We start from the raw sequence: 21,954 nt of genomic DNA, 5'->3' as shown, positions 1-21,954 counted from the left end.
GTTGTCACTCTCACCCCGAGAGTGCTAACGCCATGTTGGCACTCTCACCTGGAGAGTGCAAGATCGACCGGCGTCGTTCGCCCGAAGCGATCCTCCAGCGCTCGTCGCGCCGCCCACCATCCTGACATGCCGTGCACCCCCGGCCCCGGGGTCGCGGCCGAGCTGCACAGGTACACGCCCGGCACGCCCGCGGCGTAGGCGTCCAGCGCGAGCCGCGGCCGCTGCGTCATCGAGCGCATCGTCAGCTCGCCGAGCGCGATGTCGCCGCCCACGTAGGCCTCGTTGTGCCCGGACAGCCGGTTCGCCGGGATCCCCCGGGCCGCCACGACGACGTCGCGGAATCCGGGCGCGTAGCGCTCGATCCGTCGTGTGACGAGCTCGACGGGGTCGACCGGGCAGTCGTTGGGCACGTGCGCGTACGCCCAGCCGGGCCGCAGCCCGTCGACCTCGCGACCGGGGTCGGTCACCGCCGGGTCGCTGAACAGGACGAACGGGTGCTCGGACAGCCGGCCCTGCAGCGCCTCGGACTCGCTGGCGGCCATCTCCTCGCGGGTGCCGCCGACGTGCACCGTGCCGGCGCGTCCGACGTCGGGGTTCGCCCACGGCACCGGCCCCGACAGCACGTAGTCGACCTTCGCGACGCCGGGGCCCGGACGCACCCGTGCCAGCGCCGACCGCACGTGCGGCGCCATCCGGTCGCCCCAGATCCGCACGAGCGACTGCGCGCTGGTGTCGAACAGGTACGTCCGGGCACGCGGCAGCTCGCGCCAGTGCCGCACGGGTGTGTCGCAGACCACCTCGCCGCCGTGCGCGCGCAGGTCCGCCAGCAGCGCGTCGACGATCGCGCGCGACCCGCCGACCGGGACCGGCCAGCCGACGGCGTGCGCGAGCGTGCCGAGCATGAGCATCGTGCCCGCCGCCACGGGCGAGGGGAGCTTGCCGATCGCGTGACCCGCGACGCCGGTGAGCAGCGCGGCGGCGACGTCGCCCTGGAACCGCCTCGCCCACAGCGGGGAGCCCTGCTCGAGCAGCCGCGACCCCAGCCCGACGAGCCGCGTGGGGCCGATGCGGGCGAGCCGGCCGGCGATGCCGCGCGGCCGCTCGCCCAGCGCGAGCGCGACGAGGGGCTGCCAGTCCTCGACCAGCGGGGCGAACAGGTCGTGCCAGGCCGCGCCGTCGGCGCCGAGGCCTTCCGCGGTGCGGTCCAGGGAGGTGTGCGCCAGGCCCGCGCGACCGCCGTCGAGCGGGTGGGCGTAGGCGACCTCCGGCACCGCCAGGTCGACGCCGCGGGCGCCGAGGTCGAGCTCGCGGAAGAACGGGCTCGCCAGCGCGAGCGGGTGCACGGCCGAGCAGATGTCGTGCACGATCCCGGGCGCCAGCCCCAGGTCGAGCGTGCGCGCACCGCCGCCCGGCGTCGGCTGTCCCTCGATCACGAGCACCTCGAGCCCGGCCCGTGCCAGGGTCACCGCCGCGGCGAGACCGTTCGGTCCCGAGCCCACGACGACCGCGTCGGTCGTCTTCGTCATGCGGTCGAGCCTACGAGGCGACCCGCCCCCGCGAGCCGCGCACGGACCCACTCGGGCACCCGCTCGAACGGGACGAAGGCCGACCAGCACACGACCGTGGGCAGGAAGTGGATCCCCAGCAGCAGGAAGGTGGTGAGGTGGAAGCCCAGGAAGCCGACGACCAGGAGCGCCCGCCACCGGCCTCGGAGCACGAAGGCCAGCGGCGCCGAGAGCTCCAGCGCGAGCGCGCCCCACTGCGCCGCCCGCATCACCAGCGCGTTCGTGACCAGCACCTGGTTGAGGTCGTTCGGGCGGCGGATGAACGCCCACGCGAGCGTGCCCGAGGTGGCCCACCGCAGCAGCGAACCGCCGGAGACGACGTACTTCGCGAGCACCGAGCCCGTGTAGGTCATCACCGTGAGGACCTGGATCATCCGCAGCGGCCACCCGGCGGCGGCGTCGGCCCCCTCGCCGTCGCCGTAGCGCGCGGTGCCGGCCGTGGTCAGCAGCACGACCCCGACCGTGATCGCCATGTGGTCGTGCGCGACGTAGCCGTAGCTCATGCCCCACACGACCCAGAGCACGTACGCGACCGCGAGCAGCGCGCCCGCGGCGTGCTGCACGAGCGCCGGCACGCGTCGGAAGCCGCCCACCAGGACGCCGACGGCCCCGACGTGCACGCCCACGAGCAGCGCCGTCGCGATCGTGGCGGTCACCGGCGGCAGGTGCAGCCAGCGGGCCAGCAGCACCGGGTCGAAGAACTCCGGCGTCGCGGCGCGGTCGTCGGTGCTGCTGAGGAAGTACCGGACGTCGAGCACCGCCATGACGGCGATCGCCGCCCGTACCCAGGCCACCCGCGCCCGCGGCAGCGCGGGGACCCACCAGCGCACGAACGCGGCCGTGCTCGCGCGCACCCTGCTCACGGCACCTCCCAGGTGAGCACGACCCGCTCCTCGGGCGGCGCGGCGAGCGCGCCGTCGGCCATCTGGTGCAGGGTCTGCCGGACCGTCATCGTGGCCAGCTCGACCCCCGGGTGGTTGGCCTCCCACACCTCGGCGATGCCGGCGAGCATGCTCGGGTCGTCGTGCAGGTCGCCGAGCGCCACCTCGAGCTCGACCCGCGTGACCCCGGCCGAGCGCGCGGTGAGACCGATCCGGACCTCCTCGCCCGTGGTGGTGGTGGCGGTGAGGTAGGTGTTGACGACGACGCCGTCGGGGTCGCGGGGGTAGGCGTACTGCCCGAGCGTCCCGAGCGGGAACCAGTCGTCGCCGCGCGTGAGCTGGGCGGTCACGAGCACGGCGAGCATCGCCAGCCCGACGAGCAGCCGCCAGCCGGTGCGCACCCGCCGGCGAGGGCCGCCCGCCGCTGCTCCCGCGCCCGTCGGGTCGTCGACGGCGTCCCGCAGGTCCGGCCGGGTGCTCGCGCGCGCGGGCGTCGTCGAGGGCGGTGGCACGGCCCGATGGTAGGAGGGCCCCGCCGCGCGGGCATCCACCGCTGGTCGGATCCCCGATGTCCCCTGGCGGACCTGCCCACGCGCCGTCGCGGGTCGCGGGCAGCGGACCCGACCCGACGACACCGGCGCCCGCGAACCCGGTGCTGCCCGCGGCGGGCACCAGCCGACCCGGCACGCACCCGCCCGGCGCCGCTTGCGACGGGCACGCGGAAGCCCGCGCGCGTCGACGCCGCCCGGCGCGGCGCCGCCACCCGTGGGCCTCCCTACACTGGGCCGATGCGCCGCCGGATCGTCTCTCGGGTCCTGCTCGCAGCCGTCGTCGTCGCGCTCGTGAGCGCCGCCGCGCTGTACGAGCGCCCCCGACGCGACGAGGCCGGCTCCTACGCCGACGGTGTCGGCGTCGACCCCTCGGGCGCGGTGCAGCTGCTGCCCGCGGGCTCGGGCGCGACCTACCTGCCCGGCTCCCGCGTGCTGACGCCGCCGGACGACGCCACCCCGGAGGAGACCGCGGCCGCGCTCACGCTGGCGCACGAGCAGCGCGAGTGGCTCGCGTCCGGGTGGCTGCCCGAGGGCGCCTATGCGCACCTGGTCGCCGACGCCCTGCTCGACCTCAAGGTGCTGACGGGCGACGGCGCCCCGCTCGCCGCGATGAACGTGAACTGGCGCTACGTCTGGCCGCGCGACGCCGCGTTCGTCGCGGTCGCGTTCGCCGCCGCCGGGCACCTCGACGACGCCGTGGGCGTCCTGGAGTACCTGCAGCGCGTCCAGGGCACCGACGGGCGCTTCGAGGCTCGCTACGTCCCGGACGGCTCCGGGCCGCCGGACGGCCGGCTGCCGCAGACCGACGGCACCGGGTGGGCGATGTGGGCGACCGCTGCGGTTCTCGACGCGGCGCCCGCCGCGGACCGTGCCGACCTCCTCGAGCGGTTCGCCCCGCTACGTGAGCGCTCGACGGCGTTCCTGCTCTCCCAGGTGAGCGGACGGCGCGCGCTGCCGCCCGCCTCGCCGGACTACTGGGAGCACCGGGAGCGGGTGGTCACGCTCGGCACGGCGGCCCCCGTGCTGGCGGGTCTGGAGGCCTCGGCCCGGCTGCACGAGCTCGCGGGCGACGGCACGACCGCCGCGACGGTCCGCGATGCCGCCGACCGCAGCCGGGAGGCCGTCGTCGACCACTTCGGCCGCTACGGCTACGGCCGCTACCCGGGACCCTCCCCCGCCGATGCCGCGAGCGCCTTCCTGCTGCCGCCGTACCAGCCCGCGCCGCTGCCGGGCGCGGTCGAGGCGTGGCAGGCGTCGATGCCGTCGATGATGCGCCCTGCGGGTGGCCTGGCGCCGGGCGGGAGCTGGCGCGAGCTCAACCTGTCGTGGACCCCTGAGACCGCGCTCTACGCGCTCGCGTCGGCCTCGACCGGCGACGAGGACGGTGCCCGGGAGTGGCTCGACTGGCTGGCGGCGCACCGCACCCCCCTCGGGGCGCTCCCGGAGAAGGTGAACGCGCAGAACGAGCCGGCGGGCCCGGCGCCGCTGGCGTGGACCTGCGCGCTCGTCGTCCTCACTGTCGCCGAGCTCGAGGGCCGCTGAGCCCCTCCGCCGGTGCGGTCAGGGCAGCGTGAAGTCGCCGCGCAGCACGATGACGATGTCGCCGTCGGCGGCGTCGGAGCTCTCGACGAGGTTCGTGATGCCGAGCAGCTCCCCGACCGCTTCGGCCGCCTCGGCCTGGTCGGGGTTGTCGTAGAAGAGCGTCGTGCTGCTCGGCTGGGCACGCCCGTAGTCGGCGGCGTTGGCGTCGAGCCAGCCGTCCTCCTCGAGCACGGCGACGGTGTCGGCCGCCAGGCCGCCGACGCCGGAGCCGTTGAGCACCCAGATCTGGATGCTGCGGTCGACCTCGGTGCCAGGCTCCTCGGAGCTCGGCTCCTCGGTCGAGGGCTCGTCGGTGCCGGGGTCGGTCGTCGTCTCCTCGTCACCGGCCTCGGCGGTCGTCTCCTCGCTCGTCGGCTCCTGGCTGGTGGCGGGCCCACCGGCGCTCGGGTCGCCGTCGTCACCGCTGAGCGCGCGCACCGCGACGAACGCGAGCGTCGGCGCCAGCACGAGCACGATGAGGAAGGGGAGCAGCTGCCGCCACCGCGGCAGCGGCGCCCGGTGCACACCCTGAGGGACCCTGTCGGCCCCGAGCACGTCGAACTCGTCCTCGGGGTACGGGTAGTCCTCCCTGCTGCTCACACCCGAAGGCTACGGGAGCCGAGGGGCTACAGGTCGCCGCCGAGACGGCGCGCCGAGCGCTCCCGCTGACGTGCGCTGCGCATGCGGCGCAGGCGCTTGACCAGCATCGGCTCGGCGGCGAGCGCCTCCGGGGTGTCGATCAGCGCGTTGAGGATCTGGTAGTACCGGGTGGCGTTCATGTCGAACAGCTCGCGGATCGCCGTCTCCTTGGCGCCCGCGTACTTCCACCACTGCCGCTCGAACTCGAGGATGCGCGCATCCCGCTCGCTCAGGCCCGAGGCCTCGACCTGCTGCAGGCCTGGGTGCGATGCTGCTGCGGACGCTGCGGCCATCGTTCCTCCCATGTGACGCTCGGCGTGCGGGCTTGCTCGGCATCGTAGGCGCAAAACCACACCGGTGTCATTCCCCGGCATGTCGCGGGCACCGGCGCGTCGCCCGTGAGGGTCCGCCCGACGCCTGCTGCGAGCGCGCCGTTCTCCTGACAGGGTGGGAGACGTGACCACGACCTCCACGAGCCCGGACCGCCCGGTCGGGGAGCAGCAGCCACGCCCGCTCAGCGAGCTCGTCGACCCGGGGTGGGCGGCCGCGCTCGCGCCCGTCGAGCCGCAGGTGCACGCGATGGGCGAGTTCCTGCGCGCCGAGCTCGCCGCCGGCCGCGAGTACCTGCCGGCCGGCCGCGACGTGCTGCGCGCGTTCACCACACCGCTGGAGCAGGTGCGGGTGCTGATCGTCGGCCAGGACCCCTACCCCACCCCTGGGCACCCGATGGGGCTGAGCTTCTCGGTGCGCCCCGAGGTGCGGCCGATCCCGCGCTCGCTCGCGAACATCTTCACCGAGCTCGTCGACGACCTGGGCGTGCCGCGGCCGAGCACCGGCGACCTGTCGCCGTGGGCGCGGTCCGGCGTGCTCCTGCTCAACCGGTGCCTCACCGTGCGCCCCGGCGCACCGGCGTCGCACCGCGGCAAGGGCTGGGAGCGCGTCACCGACGCCGCGATCGCAGCTCTCGTCGAGCGCGACGCGCCGCTCGTGGCGATCCTGTGGGGCCGCGACGCGCAGTCGCTGCGACCGGCGCTGGGCGAGGTGCCCGTGATCGCGTCGCCGCACCCGTCGCCGCTGTCGGCCTCCGGCGGGTTCTTCGGGTCGCGTCCGTTCAGCCGCGCCAACGAGCTGCTCGTCCAGCAGGGTGCCGAGCCCGTGGACTGGCGACTGCCGTGACGCCCCCGCCCTGGGCGTCGTTCGTCGCGATCGGCGACTCCTTCACCGAGGGCCTGTGGGACGTCGACCCCGCGGCGTCCGACGACGTGGGCAGCGTCGGGGGTTCGAGGGAGCCGGAGCTGCGCGGCTGGGCGGACCGGCTGGCGCTGACGCTGTCCCGACGGCGGGTGGCCGCCGGCGCGGAGCCGCTGCGGTACGCCAACCTCGCGGTGCGCGGGCGCCGGCTGGCGCGGATCCTCGCCGAGCAGCTCCCACCCGCGCTCGCGATGCGGCCCGACCTGGTCTCGGTGGTCGGCGGCGGCATCGACGTGCTGCGGCTCGGCGCCGACCCCGACCGGCTCGCGTCGATGCTCGAGGACGCCGTGGTGCGGGCTCGCGGCGCAGGGTGCGACGTGCTGCTCGCCACGTGCATGGACACGCGTGGCGCTGGGCCGCTGCTGGGTGCCACCCGCACCCGGATGGCCGTCTACACCGCTCACATCGGGGCGATCGCGCGCCGCCACGGCTGCTACGTGCTCGACCAGTGGGGTCTGGCCGCGCTGTCCGACCTGCGGATGTGGGCGCCCGACCGCATCCACCTCTCGCCCGAGGGCCACCACCGGCTGTCGCAGGCCGCCCTGGTCGGCCTCGGTCTCGAGCCCGACGACGCCGCCTGGCAGCAGCCGCTGCCAGCCGTCGAGACTCCGCCCGCCCTGGAGCGGCTGCGCGGGCACGGCGCCTGGCTGCGACGCGACGTCGCCCCCTGGGTCGGTCGCGGCATCCGCGGCACCTCGACCGGCGACGCCCGCGCGCCCAAGCGGCCCCGCCTCGCCATCGTGGAACCCGCGGAGCTCGCGGACCCCGCCGATCATGCCGATCATGCCGATCATGCCGCGCTCGAAGGACGATGGTCCCGCTCCGCGGAGGCGCTGCGCGACGTACCGTGAGGGCACAGCGCCGCCACGGCACCCACCACGGAGGTGATCGGCGATGACCGTCTGGGACCACGACGAGCACGGCACGGTCGCCGAGCTCAGCGAGGACGAGTGCTGGGAGTTCCTACGCCGTCGGCCGTTCGGCCGGCTGGCCTACCACCTCGCGGGCGAGGTGAGCATCGCCCCGATCAACGTCGTCGTCGACGGCTCCCGGCTGGTGTTCCGCACCGGCGAGGGCAGCAAGCTGCTCGGCATGCACATGAGCGACGACGTCGCCTACGAGACCGACGAGGTGAGCGGCGACGTCGCCACGAGCGTCGTCGTCCGCGGCCGGCCGCGCGTGCTCTCCGGCGAGGAGGAGGAACGGGCGGAGTCGCTGCCGCTCGCGCCCTGGTCGCCGACGTGGAAGAGCACGTTCGTCGAGGTGCAGGTCGGCGAGATCACCGGCCGCCGGTTCCGGCTGCCGCCGACGGCCGGCTAGCCCCGCCCCCGCTCCCGTTCCGCCCCCGCGCGGGTGCGCCCCGGCGCACACTGGGGGAACGAGGACGTGGGAGGCCGACATGAGCAGCGCCCAGACCGAGCGCGTCAGCGAGCGTGACGCCCGCCGCGTGGCCGAGCAGGCCCGCCAGACCGAGTGGGAGCACGCGTCGTTCGGGCGCGAGCTCTACCTCGGCCGGTTCCGGCCGGACCTCGTGTGGCCCTACCCCGAGCTCGACGACGACGCCGTCGCGCACGGCGAGGCGTACCTGGCCCGGCTCACCGAGCACCTGCGCGGGGTCGACGGCGCGGCCATCGAGCGCGACGCCCACGTCGGCGACGACGTGCTGGAGGGGCTCGTCGAGATGGGCGTCTTCGGGCTGAAGATCCCGCGCGAGCACGGCGGCGTCGGGCTCGACCAGGTCCACTACAACAAGGCGCTCGAGCTCATCGGCACCGTGCACCCCAGTCTCGGCGCGCTCGTCTCGGCGCACCAGTCGATCGGGGTGCCGGAGCCGGTCAAGCAGTTCGGCACCGAGGAGCAGAAGCAGCACTACCTGCGCCGCTGCGCCGAGGGCGCGATCTCGGCGTTCCTGCTCACCGAGCCCGACGTCGGGTCCGACCCCGCCCGGCTCGCCACGACCGCCACCCGGACCCCCGAGGGCGACTACCTGCTGGACGGCGTCAAGCTCTGGACGACCAACGGCGTGCTGGCCGAGCTGCTCGTCGTCATGGCGCGGGTGCCCGCCTCCGAGCACGGCACGGGTGGGATCACCGCGTTCGTCGTCGAGGCCGACTCCCCCGGCATCACGGTCGAGCGCCGCAACGCGTTCATGGGGCTGCGCGGCATCGAGAACGGGGTCACCCGGTTCCACCAGGTGCGGGTCCCTGCCGAGAACGTCATCGGCCTTGAGAGCCAGGGCCTCAAGATCGCGCTGACGACCCTCAACACCGGGCGGCTGTCGATCCCGGCGCTGTGCGTGGGCAGCAGCAAGTGGTGCCTGAAGATCGCGCGCGAGTGGTCGGCGGCCCGCGTGCAGTGGGGGCGCCCGATCGGCGAGCACGGCGCGATCGCGAGCAAGCTCGCCTTCATCGCGGCGACGACGTACGCGCAGGAGTGCGTCGTCGACCTGGCGGGTCGGCTCGCCGACTCCGGTCGCGCGGACATCCGGATCGAGGCGGCGCTGGCGAAGCTGTGGTGCAGCGAGATGGCCTGGCTGTGCGCCGATGAGCTGGTGCAGATCCGCGGCGGCCGCGGCTACGAGACCGCCGACTCGCTGCGCGCGCGCGGCGAGCGCGCGGTCGGGGCGGAGCAGGTGCTGCGCGACATGCGCATCAACCGGATCTTCGAGGGCGCGACCGAGATCATGCACCTGCTGATCGCGCGCGAGGCGGTCGACACCCACCTGCAGGTCGCCGGTGCTCTCGTCGACCCCGAGGCCGACACCGAGGCCCGGCTCGCCGCGCTCGGCGAGGCCGCCCAGTTCTACGCGACGTGGCTGCCGCGGCTCGCCGTGGGCCCCGGCGACGTGCCCGGCTCGTACGCGTCGCTGGGACCGCTCGGCGACCACCTGCGGTTCGTCGAGCGCGCCTCCCGGCGGCTGGCGCGCAACACCTTCTACGGGATGGCGCGCTGGCAGGGCGGGCTGGAGCGCAAGCAGGCGTTCCTGGGGCGGGTCGTCGACATCGGCGCGGAGCTGTTCGCGATGACCGCCACCTGCGCCCGCACCGAGCACCTCGCCCGCTCCGGCCACGACCCGGCGGCGGCGCGCGAGCTCGCGGACGCCTTCTGCCAGCAGTCCCGGCGCCGGGTGGCGCGGCTGTTCCGGCACCTGTGGTGGAACACCGACGGCGTCGACGAGCGGGTCGCGCGCGGCGTCCTCGGCGGCCGCTACACCTTCGCCGAGCAGGGTGTGCTCGACCTCAGCGAGGGCACCGGTCCGTGGATCGCCGACACCTCGCCCGAGGCCGCGAGCGCGGAGAACGTCCGGCGCCGCTACCGCTGACGCGCGCGACGGCGCCCGCTCCCGACCTCAGCCCGGCTCAGCCGACCGGCAGGTACGTGGCCCACCACCGCAGGATGTGCTCGAACCGTGCGACCCGGTGCTTGGGGGTGCCGGAGCGGGACAGCTCGTGACCCTCGCCCGGGAACAGCAGCAGCTCGGTGGGCACGCCCTGGCGCTTGAGCCCGACGTACCAGCGCTGCCCCTGCTCGACCGGGCAGCGCCAGTCCTGCTCGGAGTGGATGACGAGCGTCGGCGTCCGCACCTGGTCGATGTGCGCCATCGGGCTCTGCGCAGCGACGGCGTCGGGGTCCTCGCCCAGGTACCTGCCGCCGAAGAACCAGCCGATGTCGCTGGAGCCGGTGAAGCTCACCGGGTCGAGGAAGCCGCGCTCGACGATCGCGCCCGCCCACCGGTGGTCGCGCGTGGTGAGCCAGGCGGTCATGTAGCCGCCGTAGGAGCCGCCCATGACGCCGATGCGGTCGCCGTCGAGCGCACGGTTGCTCGCGAGAGCACCCTCGAGGAACTGCAGGATGTCGGCGGCGTCGCGCTGCCCGAAACCGCCGATGATCGCCCGGCCGTGCTCCTGCCCGTAGCTCGCCGAGCCGCGCGGGTTGCAGAAGACGACGGCGTAGCCCGCCCCGACGTAGGTCTGCACCTCGTCGAAGAACGTCGGCGCGTAGGCGGCGAACGGGCCGCCGTGGATGAGCAGCAGCACCGGGTGCGGCCCCTCGCCCTCCGGCGTCGCCACCCACCCGTGCACCTCGTAGCCGTCGTCGGTCGGGACGACGAGCTCGACGGGCTCGTGCACGCCGGCCTCGGTGCGCAGCCGGGCGGAGAGGTCGGTGAGCGGTCGGAGCGAGCCGTCGCCGCCGACGAGGCCGAGGTCGCCGACCGTGCCGACGCCGGTCGACGCGACCAGCACGCCGCCGCCGGTCACCGGCTCCGCCGCGTACACCTCGCGGTCGCCGCCGACGAGCACCTCGAGCGCGCCGTCCGGCGTGCCGGGGTGCCGCACGAGCTGCACGGTGCCGCGGTGCGCGCGGGTGACCAGCACGCCGTCGGCGACCGGGGCGAGGACCGCGCCGGTGAGCGACTCGGTCGTGGGGTCGGTCAGCCGCTGCACGTCCTCGAAGCCCGTCCCGGTCAGCCGTGCCCGGTACAGCGCGGGCGAGCGGCCGATGAAGTCGAAGCCGTCCTCGCCCTGGTCGCGCACGAGGAGGTAGACGGTGCCGTCGGGGGCGACGGCGACGTCGTCGGGCCCGTGGTGCGGCACCGCGATCTCGACGCCCTCGGAGCCCGCGGTCGCGGGGTGCCGCACCAGGGCGGCGCCCAGCGTGTCGACGACGTCGCGGAGCACGAGCAGCTCGCCGTCGTCCAGCCAGGTCGGGCCGCCGTGGTCGAGCGGACCGGTCGTCACCTGGACGGGCGCGACACCGGTCGACGCGACGGCGCCGGTCGGTGCGGCCGGCTCGTCCGAGCCCTCGTCGGCCCTCGGCACGTCGGCGGTCGGGTCCGGCAGCGGCGGGACGTCGACGACGAACACGTGCGACGGGCGGTCGAGCCGGAAGCCGAGCCCGTCCGCGCGGTAGGAGAAGTCGGTGATGAGCCGGGGCGGCTCGGCGTCGGGGCCGACCTTCTCGTCGGTGCCGTAGCGGCCCTTCTCGGGCACGCGCGAGGTGTAGGCGATGCGGGTGCCGTCGGGCGAGAACTCCGGGCGTCCGCCGACACCGCCCTGGTGGTCGGTGACGACGCGCGGCTCACCACCGGCGGTCGGCATCAGTGCGAGCTGTGGCTTGACGCCCTTGCCGCCGCGCACGAACGCGAGCCAGCGCCCGTCCGGCGAGATCGCCGGGTCGCGGTCGGCGGTGCCGTGGGTGAGCGGGGTCAGCTCGCCGGTGCCGAGGTCGAGCCGCCACAGGCTGCTCGGGTAGCCGTCCTCGTCGAGGTCGGGCCGGCTGATCGCCACCGCCGCCCAGGTGCCGTCGGGGTGGACGGCGGGTCGGCTCGGCTGGCGGAAGAGTGCGAGGTGCTCGGGACGCATGGGCGTCAGCCTAGGCCTGCTGCGGGCGGCGCCTCCTCGCGCGCCGGTCACGGGCAGGGCGAGGTGGACGGGACGGGAGCCGCGTGTCGGATTCGAACCGACGACCCTCCGCTTACAAGGCGGACGCTCTGGCCAGCTGAGCTAACGCGGCGCGGACCGGGGTCCGGGCGGAGTCATCGTAGCCGCGTCCCCGTGCGGCTCCCCGGCGTCAGCCCGCGACGGCGGTCCCGACCGCCTCCGCGAGCGCGCCCTCGGCGGCCCAGTCGGCCTCGATGGTGCGTCCGTCGAGCCGGATCGTCGGGGTGTCCTCGACGCCGTCGCGCTCCGCCTGCTGGGTGGCGGCGACGAACCAGCGGTCGAACAGTCCGTCGGTGAACTTGTCCACGACGTCCTGCGAGACACCGACCTCCAGTCCGAGCTCGGCCAGGTCGGGGTCGTTGAGCTTCTCGGCCCCCGCGGCGCGCCGGGCGAAGGCGCCGTCGAGGAACGCGAGGAACTGCTCGGGCGAGCGGTCCGCGACGACGACCGCGGCCTCGCCGGCCCGCGTCGAGAACCCGTTGATGCCGCCGTCGACGAACCCGACGAGATGCAGCCACAGCGCGACCGTGCCGTCGGCGCGCAGCCGCTCCAGGTCCTCGGCCTGCGCGGTCCAGAACGCGACCGACGCGGGCGACTGCACATCGAGGTAGACGTCGAGCCGTGGCGCGTCGGGCGCGGTGCCGGGCACGCCGTCGGCCGAGACCGGGATGCCGCCGCTGGTGTCGGAGCCCTGCGGGCGGCGGGAGACGTCGTCGAGATAGGTCGCCTGGGCGCCCTGCCAGATGATCACGCCGGCGACCGCGAGCCCGACGACGAGCAGCACGACGCCGAGCACGGCCAGCCCCCGGCGGCGCCGCGCCTGCCGCAGCAGCCGTTCCGCCTCGCGGCGGGCCTCCTCACGCCGGGAGGCCGCCTTCGCCTTCCTGCGCTGCGACATCGCGGCTAGGCGGCGTCCCGGACCGCCTGCAGCAGCACGCCCGGCTGGTTCCACGCACCGGTCCACCGCGAGCCGTCGATGAAGGTGGTCGGGGTGCCGGTGACCCCGTCGTTGCGCGCCTGGTCGGAGGCGACCGCGACCCAGTCGACGTACGTGCCCGACGCGAACGTGTCCGCGACCTCCTGCGGCACGCCGACCTCGACCGCGATCGAGGCGAGCTCCTCGTCGCCGAGTCCCTCGGTCTGCTCGGCCGGCTGGTTGTCGAAGAGCGCCTCGAGGAAGTCGAGCGCAGCGTCGGGCGCGTCGGTCGCCACGGTCGCGAAGGCGTTCGCGGCGCGCGTCGAGTACTGGGTGCCGAGCGAGTACCCGTCGAGGAAGTTCAGCGGGTGGAAGCTGACGGTGGCCTCGCCCTCGCTGAGCATCGTGCGGATGTCCTCGCGGTTGACCGCGTCGTACTGGCCGCACACCGGGCACATGAAGTCGATGTAGACGTCGACCTCGGGGGCGCCCTCGTTGGTCGACCCGGCCTCGAGGTCGGAGCCGAAGGTGATGCCGCCGGTGTCGGTGGACCCCGCCGGGCGGGCGCCCTCGAAGTCGGTCAGCAGCGTGCGCTGCGACTCGCGCCAGATCAGCACCCCGGCGACGACGACGAGCGCGACGACGACGACCGACACCACGGCGATGACGATGCGGTTGCGGCTCTCGGTCGCCTTCTGCTTGGCGGCGAGCCGCTCCGCCTCGCGGCGTGCCGCCTCGCGGCGGTCGGCCTTGGTCTTGCGGGGCTCGTTGGCGGGCATGGGCACACGTCTCCACGAGGTGGTCGACGCAACCGTCGACGGCGGGCTTTCGGTCAGGGCGCCCGTGCGCGTTCGTGCGCCCCGAGCGGCCAGAGTCTACGTAACGATCCTGTGAGTCACCTGGGAACCGGCGGCACCGGGAGCGGCGCCCACACCGGGGTCGGGTCGGCGAGCAGCGCCGCGGTGATCGTCGCGGTCGCGACCGCGAGCCCGACGACGACCCACACCCACGCGCTGCCGCGCGTCGGTGCGAGCACGCCCAGCACGGCCCAACCGCCCTCGCGCGCGGTCTGGCTGGACGGCGTCCACCACGCGAGCGCGGTCGTCACCGACATGACGAGCAGCATGAGCAGCGGGGTGACGCCCGACGGCGACAGCAGCCCCCACACGATCCCGCCGCCGAGCACCCCGACGACCGCACCCGGGACCAGCATCGCGATCGCGATCAGCAGGTGCAGCGGGGTGGCGAGCGACGTCACCGCGAGGTCGGAGCGGCGCACGCCGCGGCGCAGCCGCCGGTTGCGCAGCGCCCGCGCCGAGGAGCCGACGGTCGCGAGCACGACGAGCACGAGCCCGAACGTCAGCAGCGCCCACCCCGGCCACAGCATGCCGAGCCCGACGACGGCCGGCCACCACGCGAGCGTGATGCCGGGCCGCGAGCGCGCCGGTCGCGCCCACCCCGGCCAGTCGGCGAGCGGGTCACCGGGCTGCGGGTCGGCCGGTGCCGGCGGCCCCGGCACCGGTGCCGGGACGGGCGGCTCGGCCGGGAACGGGTGCTGCGGCTGCGCCGCTGGGACCGGTGGACCCGCGAGGGCGGTCTCCGGCTGCTGGGACACCCACGGCGGCACCTCCGCCGGCTCCCCGGCCGCGACCGGCGGCGGCTCCGCCGGCATCACGCGGGTCCGGCCGACGCCGTCGCGGTCACCCGCGGCGTCGCCACCGGGTGCGAAGCTCGGCGGCAGCGGGCCGGCCGCGACCGGCGGGTTCGCGACGTCGACGACCTGGGTGAGGTCGCGGCCGTCACGGACGTCGGAGAGCGCGCGCAGCACCGACCCGTGCGGCATCCGCAGCGTCGGGTCCGGGTGGAGCGCACGGCGCAGCACCTGCCCGAGTCGCGGCGGCAGCCCGTCGACGTCGGCGCGGCCGGTCTCGACGCGTGCGAGCACGGCGGACAGCGGCCCGGTCCCGAACGGCGCGCGACCGGTGGCGGCGAACAGCAGCACCGCGGCCCACCCCCACCAGTCCCCCGCGGCATCGGGCACACCGCCGGCGAGCACCTGCGGGTCGACGTAGCCGGGGGTACCGGTGACCAGGCCGGTCTGGGTGAGCCGGGCGTCGTCGGCCACCTGGGAGATCCCGAAGTCGATCACGACCGGGCCGTCGTCGGTGAGCATGACGTTGCCCGGCTTCATGTCGCGGTGCACGACGCCGACGGCGTGGATCTGCTCCAGCGCGGTGGCGAGCCCCTCGGCGAGGTCGCACAGCTCCTCGGCGTCCATCGGCCCGTGCGTGCGGATCGAGTGGTCGAGCGACTCCCCGTCGATCAGCTCGGTGACGACGAACGCCTCGTCGGAGTCGGCCTCGGCGTCGAGCACGCGTGCCACCCGCGCGCCGCGCACCCGGTGCAGGGTCGCGACCTCGCGGCGCAGGCGCTCGCGCGCCGCGTCGTCGGTGCTGAACGCCGGGTGCAGCAGCTTGAGCGCCACGCTGCGCCCGTCGGCGTCGATCGCCTCGTAGACGGTGCCCATGCCGCCGGAGCCGAGCACGCGCACGAGCTCGTAACCCCCGACCGCGCGGCGCGCTGGGGCGGGGGCGGAGCCGTGCTCAGGGTGCTCCACACCAGGCAAGTTACGCCACCGCGCGCCGGATCCTGCGGCGGCCGGAGGCGCGTGCCCACTTCGTTACGCTCGGCGGCATGCCCAGCTCGCACGCGGATCTCGTGGTCGTCGCCAACCGTCTGCCGGTCGAGGAGACCACAGAAGGCACGGGCGACGACGCGCGGACCACGTGGACGCGGTCCCCCGGCGGGCTCGTGACGGCGCTCGCGCCGATCATGCAGCGCACCGGCGGCACCTGGGTCGGCTGGCCCGGCAAGGCCGGCCTGGAGCTGGACCCGTTCACCGCCGACGGCATCGACGTGCACCCGGTGGCGCTGACCCGCCAGGAGGTCAAGCGCTACTACGAGGGCTTCTCCAACGCGACGATCTGGCCGCTGTACCACGACGTCATCGTCGACCCCGAGTACCACCGCGACTGGTGGACCAGCTACGTGCAGGTCAACACGAAGTTCGCGGAGGCCGCGGCCGAGGCGGCGCCGAAGGGCGCGCTGGTCTGGGTGCAGGACTACCAGCTGCAGCTCGTGCCCCGGCTGCTGCGGCAGCTGCGGCCCGACCTGCGGATCGGGTACTTCCACCACATCCCGTTCCCGCCGGTCGAGCTGTTCGGCCAGCTCCCGTGGCGCGCCGACATCGTCAACGGCCTGCTCGGTGCCGACCTCGTCGGGTTCCAGCGCACCGGCGACGCGTCGAACTTCCTGCGCGCCGTGCGCCGGTTCACCGAGTTCAGCACGCGCGGCAGCGTGGCGACGATCAAGCGTCGCGGCCGCCCGGACCGGTACGTGCGCGCGGAGCGGTTCCCGATCGCGATCGACAGCGCCGCGTTCGAGGACCTCGCGGCGCGCCCGGAGGTCGAGAAGCGCGCCCTGGAGATCCGCGAGGAGCTCGGCTCCCCCGACGTGCTCCTGCTCGGGGTCGACCGGCTCGACTACACCAAGGGCATCCGGCACCGCATCAAGGCCTACGGCGAGCTGCTGGCCGACGGCAAGCTGCGCCCGCCCGGCACCACGTTCGTGCAGATCGCCAGCCCGAGCCGTGAGCACGTCGAGGAGTACGCCGAGCTGCGCCGCCAGGTCGAGGTCACCGTGGGACGCATCAACGGCGACTACTCCGCGCTCGGCCGGCCGGCGATCCACTACCTTCACCACTCCTACCCCGCCGAGGAGATGGCGGCGATGTACCGCGCCGCCGACGTCATGCTCGTCACCGCGCTGCGCGACGGCATGAACCTGGTCGCCAAGGAGTACGTGGCCGCCCGGGCCGACCTCGACGGCGTCCTGGTGCTCTCGGAGTTCACCGGCGCCGCCGACGAGCTCACCCAGGCGCTGCTGGTCAACCCGCACGACATCGAGGGCCTCAAGCGCACGATCCTCGCCGCGATCGACATGCCGCACGCCGAGCGCCGCCGGCGGATGCGGGCGATGCGCAAGCGCGTGATGGACCACGACGTGGCGAGCTGGGCGAAGATGTTCCTCGACGCGCTCGCCACCACCCCGCGCACCGATGTCTGACACCGCACTCGACCCGCACCTCGACGACGCGCTGACCGCGCTCGCCGCCGCCCGCAGCCGGCTCGTCGCGCTGGACTTCGACGGCGTGCTCGCGCCGATCGTCGAGCGGCCCGACGACGCCCGCCCGCTGCCGGCGTCGGCCGCGGCGGTCCGCCGGCTGGTCGGTGCGCCCGCGACCCGGGTCGCGCTGGTCTCCGGGCGGCACCTCGCCGACCTCGTCGCGGTCGCCGACCCGCCGCGCGGCACGCTGCTGGTCGGCAGCCACGGCGCCGAGCGCGGCGTCGTCGGCGACGACGGCACCCCGCAGACCCGCACGCCCGACCTCACCGAGGAGCAGCGGGCCGACCTCGAGGCGCTCACCGCGACCGTGAGCGCGCTGGCCGAGCCCGAGCCGCAGGCGTGGGTCGAGCACAAGCCGGCGGGCGCCGTCGTGCACACGCGCCGCATGCCCGACGACGCCGCGGCCGCGCTCGAGCAGCGCGTCCTCGACGCGGTGGCCGGCCGGCAGGGCGTGCGCGTGCTGCACGGCAAGCGCGTCGTGGAGCTGAGCGTGCTGGAGGCGACGAAGGGCACCGCGCTCGACCTGCTGCGGCACGAGCTCGACGCCGCGGGTGTGCTCTACGCCGGCGACGACGTCACCGACGAGGACGCGTTCGCCGTCCTCGGTCCCGACGACGTCGGCGTCAAGGTCGGCGACGGCGAGACCCGCGCCGCGCACCGGGTGCCGGACCCGGCCGCGCTGGGCCTCGCGCTCGACCGCCTCGCCGATCTCGTGCTGGGCTGACGGAGTCACTCCCACCAGCCCTGCGACGTCCCCTCGTCCGGCTGTCGAGACCCTGCCGACGGGTCTCACCGCGGGCGTCGACGACGGCCTTGGCGCGTGATCTCGCGGCTCCCGGGAGGGCGCACCACCTCGGCCGTCACGGCGTCGGTGTGACCGAGGTCACGAGTGGTCGCCAGATGTGCAACACTGGGCCCGGCTCGCGACCCAGCGAGCCGTGTCAGAGCGTTCTGACACCTTCACGACGGATCGTCCGGCACGTACCTGCCGGTGAAGGGACAGCCACCATGGCATCAGTCACCTACGACCACGCGACGCGCCTCTACCCGGGCTCCGAGACCCCGGCCGTGGACTCGCTCAACCTGGAGATCGCCGACGGCGAGTTCCTGGTTCTCGTCGGTCCCTCGGGTTGCGGCAAGTCCACCTCGCTGCGGATGCTCGCCGGCCTCGAGGACGTCAACTCCGGCCGCATCCTCATCGGTGACCGCGACGTCACCGACGTGCAGCCGAAGGACCGCGACATCGCGATGGTCTTCCAGAACTACGCGCTCTACCCGCACATGACGGTGGCCGACAACATGGGCTTCGCGCTCAAGATCGCCGGCACCCCCAAGGCCGAGATCCGTCAGCGCGTCGAGGAGGCCGCCAAGATCCTCGACCTGACCCAGTACCTGGACCGGAAGCCGAAGGCGCTCTCCGGTGGTCAGCGTCAGCGTGTCGCCATGGGTCGCGCGATCGTGCGTCAGCCCCAGGTGTTCCTCATGGACGAGCCGCTGTCGAACCTCGACGCCAAGCTCCGCGTCCAGACGCGCACCCAGATCGCGTCGCTGCAGCGTCGCCTCGGCGTCACCACGGTCTACGTCACGCACGACCAGACCGAGGCGCTCACGATGGGCGACCGGATCGCCGTCCTCAAGGACGGCCTGCTCCAGCAGGTCGGCACCCCGCGCGAGATGTACGACACCCCGGCGAACGTGTTCGTCGCGGGCTTCATCGGCTCGCCGGCCATGAACATCGGCTCCTTCAAGGTCGCCGACGGCAAGGCCAACCTGGGCGAGACCCACATCCCGCTGTCGCGCACGACGCTCGACGCGCTCACCGAGGACGACAAGGGCGAGATCACGCTCGGGTTCCGCCCCGAGTCGCTCGACGTCACCTCCGAGGGCACCGAGGGTGCGTTCCCGGTGAACGTCAACCTCGTCGAGGAGCTCGGCTCCGACGCGTTCGTGTACGGCCAGCTCGCCTCCGCCGAGGCGGCCGAGCACATCACGTCGGGTGCGGGCGAGTCGCAGATCATCGTGCGTGTCGACCCCCGCAACACCCCGATGAAGGGTGACCGCGTGTGGGTCAAGATCCGCGAGGGCGAGCAGCACCACTTCTCGCCGGCGACCGGCAACCGTCTGCCCAACTGACGGTCGACGTCACAGCCCACGAGGGGCGGGTCCGTACGGGCCCGCCCCTCGTGGCGTCTCCGGGCGCCTCCCCGCGCCGTCGACCCGGCGCCGCGGGGTGCCGACGCCCGGCCGCGGCGGCCGGAGGCGTTATGACCTGTCGCACACGGCGCGGATCTCGCTAGGCCGCCCGTGGCGGGCCTGACAGACTTGGGGGCATGCCGGCCGCGCTCCAGATCACTGCCGCCGCGCCCGACCCGGCGCTGCTCGACCTGCCGTGGCACATCCCGCTGGCCGAGTGGCCCGAGGACATCCTCGCCGCCCTCCCCCGAGGCATCTCCCGCCACGTCGTGCGGTTCGTGCGGATGTCCGGTCGCGTGATCGCCATCAAGGAGATCGGCGAGAGCGTCGCGCACCGCGAGTACGGGCTGCTGCGCAGCCTGCAGCGCCTGGACGTGCCCGCGGTCGAGCCGGTCGGCGTCATCACGGGCCGCACGTCCCGCGACGGCGAGCCGCTGGACTCGGTGCTCATCACCAAGCACCTGCGCTTCTCGCTGCCCTACCGCGCGCTGTTCTCCCGCTACCTGGCCCCGGACATGGTGACGCGGCTCATCGACGCGCTCGCCGTGCTGCTGGTGCGGCTGCACCTCACGGGCTTCTACTGGGGCGACGTGTCGCTGTCGAACACGCTGTTCCGGCGCGACGCGGGCGCGTTCTCCGCCTACCTGGTCGACGCCGAGACCGGTGACCTGCACCCCGAGCTCACCCGTGGCCAGCGCGAGTACGACCTCGAGATCGCACGCGTCAACATCATCGGCGAGCTCATGGACCTCGAGGCGGGCGGGCTGCTCCAGGACGTCGAGGACACCGTCGAGATCGGCGGGATGCTCGTGCAGCGCTACACCGAGCTCTGGAAGGAGCTCACCGAGGCCGAGGAGTTCTCGGCCGACGAGCGGTGGCGCGTGTCCGCGCGCATCCAGCGCCTCAACCAGCTCGGCTTCGACGTGGGCGAGCTGCAGATGACCACGGACGTGGACGGCACCACGGTGCAGATCCAGCCGAAGGTCGTCGACGCCGGCCACCACCACCGCCGGCTGATGCGGCTCACCGGGCTCGACGTGCAGGAGAACCAGGCGCGCCGGCTGCTCAACGACATGGACACCTACCGGGTCGCGACCGACCGGCTCGGCGAGGACGAGGAGATCGTCGCCCACGACTGGCTGACCGAGGTCTTCGAGCCCACGATCGCCTCGATCCCGCCGAACCTGCGGCGCAAGCTCGAGCCGGCCGAGGCGTTCCACGAGATCCTCGAGCACCGCTGGTACCTCGCGGAGAAGGCGGGGCACGACATCCCCACGAGCGAGGCGGTCGCCGCCTACGTGAACAACGTGCTGCCGAACCGCCCGGACGAGGAGGCGATCCTCGAGCTCGACACCGCCACGCTGCGCGCGATCAGCGGCGACCTCGACGACGACGAGGAGTAGGCGTCCCGCGCGGCCCGGGTCCGACCCGCGCGAGACGCCGCTAGATCTCGCGCCGCAGCCGACCGGAGACGAAGATCGCGGTGTTGACGACGGCGTCGACCAGCAGCAGCGCGCCGCCGACCGCGACCACCCGCTCGCCCGCGGTGGTGCCGGTGCCCGCGCGCGAGCCGCGCCCGGCGCGCCGCAGCAGCAGCGCCCCCGCCGCGACCTCGACGGCCGCCACGGCGGGCGTCCACCAGGTCTGCCGGATCGGGACCACGACCTCCTCGGTGAAGGTCTCGGCCGCGTCGAACGCCGACTCCGCACGGACCCGGGCGGCCTCGGCGCGCTCCCGCATCTGCTCCGCACGCTCCCGCATCAGCTCGGCGCGCTCCCGCATCAGCTCCGTGCGCTCGCGCACGGACTCGCTCATCTGGGCCTGCGCGTCGGTGACCGCCCGCGCGAACGCGTGGCCGACGCTCTCGGGCTCGACCACCCGGGAGTCCTCGAGGTGCGGCAGGTCGGCGCCGTGGCCCAGGAACCCCACGAGCGACTCCGGCAGCCCGAGCGCTCCGACCAGTCGCGCCGGGCCGGCGCCGGGACCCTCGATCGCCTCGCGTACCCGGGCCGGGTCGGCGTCGGGGAGCAGCCCGACGACCTGGTCGACCAGGGCACCGGTGCCGAGCACGGCGTCGACGAACGGCGTCACGACCGCGGCGGTCTCGGGAGCCGAGGGCACCACCTCGACCGTGGCGTCCCACGTGTGCAGGTGGGCGGTGTCGCCGTCGACGACGGCGACCGCCGGGTAGGCCGTGCCCTGCTCGAGCACGAGCGCCGGCTTGAGGGCCTCGGGCCACTCGAACGCGGCGAGCGCCGGCCCGTCGGTCACGAGCACGAGCTGCCCCTCGCCGTGCGGCGCCGCGAGCACCGGGAGGTCGATCGTCGTCGCGAGCGCCATCACGTCGTCGACGGAGCCGCGCGTGAACACCACCGAGCGGTCCGGCCAGTAGGCGGAGTCGACCTCGATCTCGGGGTCGAACGGGTCGCTGGGGTCGTCGGAGGCGTCGGGGTGCTCGCCGGCGACGACGTCGTCGAAGCGCGCCTCGCCGCTCGTGGCGTCCGCGAGCGCGGTCGCGAGCTCGGCCAGGCTCGGACCGGGGACGATCGTCGAGCGGTCGTCACCGAGGACCGCGACGCGTCCCTCGTCGTCGACCGCGACGACGACGGTCACGGCGTCGGGGTTCTCGGGCTCGGACTCGACGAGCGCGGGCACGAGGGCGCCCTCGAGGAACCCGCTGCAGCGGCCGGCCAGACCGTCCGCGGTCGTGACCAGCCCCGAGCGGCGGTGCCATCCGGAGGTCATGACCCG

Annotated in this window: 19 protein-coding genes and 1 tRNA gene; 9 read left to right on the top strand and 11 right to left on the bottom strand. The window is 74.5% G+C overall.

Annotated features, from left to right (window positions below):
- Window positions 1-44 precede the first annotated feature (44 nt).
- Genes GPA02_RS13825 through GPA02_RS13815 form a run of 3 tightly spaced genes read right to left on the bottom strand, consistent with a single transcriptional unit; the run spans window position 45 to window position 2,958 of the window.
- Window positions 45-1,526 (bottom strand): phytoene desaturase family protein, encoded by a 1,482-nt coding sequence (locus GPA02_RS13825; RefSeq protein WP_156200659.1) that lies wholly within the window; start codon window positions 1,524-1,526, stop codon window positions 45-47.
- Window positions 1,523-2,428, bottom strand: coding sequence for a hypothetical protein (locus GPA02_RS13820; protein ID WP_156200658.1), 906 nt, complete (start codon window positions 2,426-2,428; stop codon window positions 1,523-1,525). The genes GPA02_RS13825 and GPA02_RS13820 overlap by 4 nt, the downstream gene beginning before the upstream one ends.
- On the bottom strand, window positions 2,425-2,958 hold the full coding sequence (locus tag GPA02_RS13815) for a hypothetical protein (RefSeq protein ID WP_156200657.1): 534 nt from the start codon (window positions 2,956-2,958) through the stop codon (window positions 2,425-2,427). Before GPA02_RS13815 ends, GPA02_RS13820 begins: the two co-directional genes overlap by 4 nt.
- Window positions 2,959-3,234: 276 nt before the next feature.
- Between GPA02_RS13815 and GPA02_RS13810 the strand changes: the two genes are divergently transcribed.
- The gene (locus GPA02_RS13810) at window positions 3,235-4,539 is read left to right on the top strand and encodes a glycoside hydrolase family 15 protein (protein ID WP_156200656.1); all 1,305 of its coding nucleotides are present in this window, start codon (window positions 3,235-3,237) and stop codon (window positions 4,537-4,539) included.
- An 18-nt stretch (window positions 4,540-4,557) separates the two neighbouring features.
- Here the strand turns inward: GPA02_RS13810 and GPA02_RS13805 are convergent, their stop codons facing one another.
- Together GPA02_RS13805 and GPA02_RS13800 are read right to left on the bottom strand one after the other, a co-directional pair.
- The gene (locus GPA02_RS13805; protein WP_156200655.1) at window positions 4,558-5,178 is read right to left on the bottom strand and encodes a LytR C-terminal domain-containing protein; all 621 of its coding nucleotides are present in this window, start codon (window positions 5,176-5,178) and stop codon (window positions 4,558-4,560) included.
- 26 nt (window positions 5,179-5,204) lie between these two features.
- Window positions 5,205-5,510 (bottom strand): DUF3263 domain-containing protein, encoded by a 306-nt coding sequence (locus tag GPA02_RS13800; protein WP_193567872.1) that lies wholly within the window; start codon window positions 5,508-5,510, stop codon window positions 5,205-5,207.
- 163 nt (window positions 5,511-5,673) lie between these two features.
- Between GPA02_RS13800 and GPA02_RS13795 the strand changes: the two genes are divergently transcribed.
- From GPA02_RS13795 to GPA02_RS13780, 4 genes are all read left to right on the top strand, one after another.
- Window positions 5,674-6,393 carry a uracil-DNA glycosylase gene (locus GPA02_RS13795; protein ID WP_193567871.1) on the top strand — a complete coding sequence of 240 codons (720 nt, stop codon included), beginning with the start codon at window positions 5,674-5,676 and terminating at the stop codon, window positions 6,391-6,393.
- The gene (locus GPA02_RS13790) at window positions 6,390-7,319 is read left to right on the top strand and encodes an SGNH/GDSL hydrolase family protein (RefSeq protein ID WP_240134053.1); all 930 of its coding nucleotides are present in this window, start codon (window positions 6,390-6,392) and stop codon (window positions 7,317-7,319) included. The genes GPA02_RS13795 and GPA02_RS13790 overlap by 4 nt, the downstream gene beginning before the upstream one ends.
- A 43-nt stretch (window positions 7,320-7,362) precedes the next feature.
- Window positions 7,363-7,788: a pyridoxamine 5'-phosphate oxidase family protein gene (locus GPA02_RS13785; RefSeq protein WP_156200652.1), complete on the top strand. Its 426-nt coding sequence runs from the start codon at window positions 7,363-7,365 to the stop codon at window positions 7,786-7,788.
- Window positions 7,789-7,867: 79 nt separating this feature from the next.
- Entirely contained in the window at window positions 7,868-9,790 is a 1,923-nt protein-coding gene (locus GPA02_RS13780; protein WP_156200651.1) for an acyl-CoA dehydrogenase family protein, read from the top strand.
- 37 nt (window positions 9,791-9,827) lie between these two features.
- Here the strand turns inward: GPA02_RS13780 and GPA02_RS13775 are convergent, their stop codons facing one another.
- The 5 genes from GPA02_RS13775 to GPA02_RS13755 form a co-directional block, all read right to left on the bottom strand.
- On the bottom strand, window positions 9,828-11,831 hold the full coding sequence (locus tag GPA02_RS13775) for a S9 family peptidase (protein WP_156200650.1): 2,004 nt from the start codon (window positions 11,829-11,831) through the stop codon (window positions 9,828-9,830).
- A 77-nt stretch (window positions 11,832-11,908) separates the two neighbouring features.
- Window positions 11,909-11,982, bottom strand: a tRNA-Thr gene (locus GPA02_RS13770).
- Between the two features lie 57 nt (window positions 11,983-12,039).
- Complete coding sequence (locus GPA02_RS13765; protein WP_156200649.1) at window positions 12,040-12,807, bottom strand: DsbA family protein; 768 nt, start codon at window positions 12,805-12,807, stop codon at window positions 12,040-12,042.
- A gap of 5 nt (window positions 12,808-12,812) precedes the next feature.
- Window positions 12,813-13,604, bottom strand: coding sequence for a DsbA family protein (locus GPA02_RS13760; RefSeq protein ID WP_156200648.1), 792 nt, complete (start codon window positions 13,602-13,604; stop codon window positions 12,813-12,815).
- Between the two features lie 116 nt (window positions 13,605-13,720).
- The gene (locus tag GPA02_RS13755) at window positions 13,721-15,442 is read right to left on the bottom strand and encodes a serine/threonine-protein kinase (protein ID WP_156200647.1); all 1,722 of its coding nucleotides are present in this window, start codon (window positions 15,440-15,442) and stop codon (window positions 13,721-13,723) included.
- 77 nt (window positions 15,443-15,519) lie between these two features.
- On the opposite strand from GPA02_RS13755, the gene GPA02_RS13750 reads away from it, so the two are divergent.
- From GPA02_RS13750 to GPA02_RS13735, 4 genes are all read left to right on the top strand, one after another.
- Window positions 15,520-16,950, top strand: coding sequence for an alpha,alpha-trehalose-phosphate synthase (UDP-forming) (locus GPA02_RS13750; protein WP_156200646.1), 1,431 nt, complete (start codon window positions 15,520-15,522; stop codon window positions 16,948-16,950).
- Window positions 16,943-17,734 carry a trehalose-phosphatase gene (gene otsB, locus GPA02_RS13745; RefSeq protein ID WP_156200645.1) on the top strand — a complete coding sequence of 264 codons (792 nt, stop codon included), beginning with the start codon at window positions 16,943-16,945 and terminating at the stop codon, window positions 17,732-17,734. The genes GPA02_RS13750 and otsB overlap by 8 nt, the downstream gene beginning before the upstream one ends.
- A gap of 284 nt (window positions 17,735-18,018) precedes the next feature.
- A complete protein-coding gene (locus GPA02_RS13740; protein ID WP_156200644.1) occupies window positions 18,019-19,143 on the top strand; it encodes an ABC transporter ATP-binding protein in 1,125 nt (374 codons plus the stop codon).
- Window positions 19,144-19,340: 197 nt separating this feature from the next.
- The gene (locus GPA02_RS13735) at window positions 19,341-20,606 is read left to right on the top strand and encodes a DUF4032 domain-containing protein (RefSeq protein WP_156200643.1); all 1,266 of its coding nucleotides are present in this window, start codon (window positions 19,341-19,343) and stop codon (window positions 20,604-20,606) included.
- 40 nt (window positions 20,607-20,646) lie between these two features.
- Here GPA02_RS13735 and GPA02_RS13730 read toward each other — a convergent pair whose 3' ends face one another.
- Window positions 20,647-21,948, bottom strand: a complete 1,302-nt coding sequence (locus tag GPA02_RS13730) for a hypothetical protein (protein ID WP_156200642.1) — start codon at window positions 21,946-21,948, stop codon at window positions 20,647-20,649.
- Window positions 21,949-21,954 lie beyond the last annotated feature (6 nt).

This window comes from Actinotalea caeni, assembly GCF_009733795.1.
Classification (GTDB): Bacteria; Actinomycetota; Actinomycetes; order Actinomycetales; family Beutenbergiaceae; genus Pseudactinotalea; species Pseudactinotalea caeni.
This window is presented reverse-complemented; position numbering and strand designations above follow the sequence as displayed.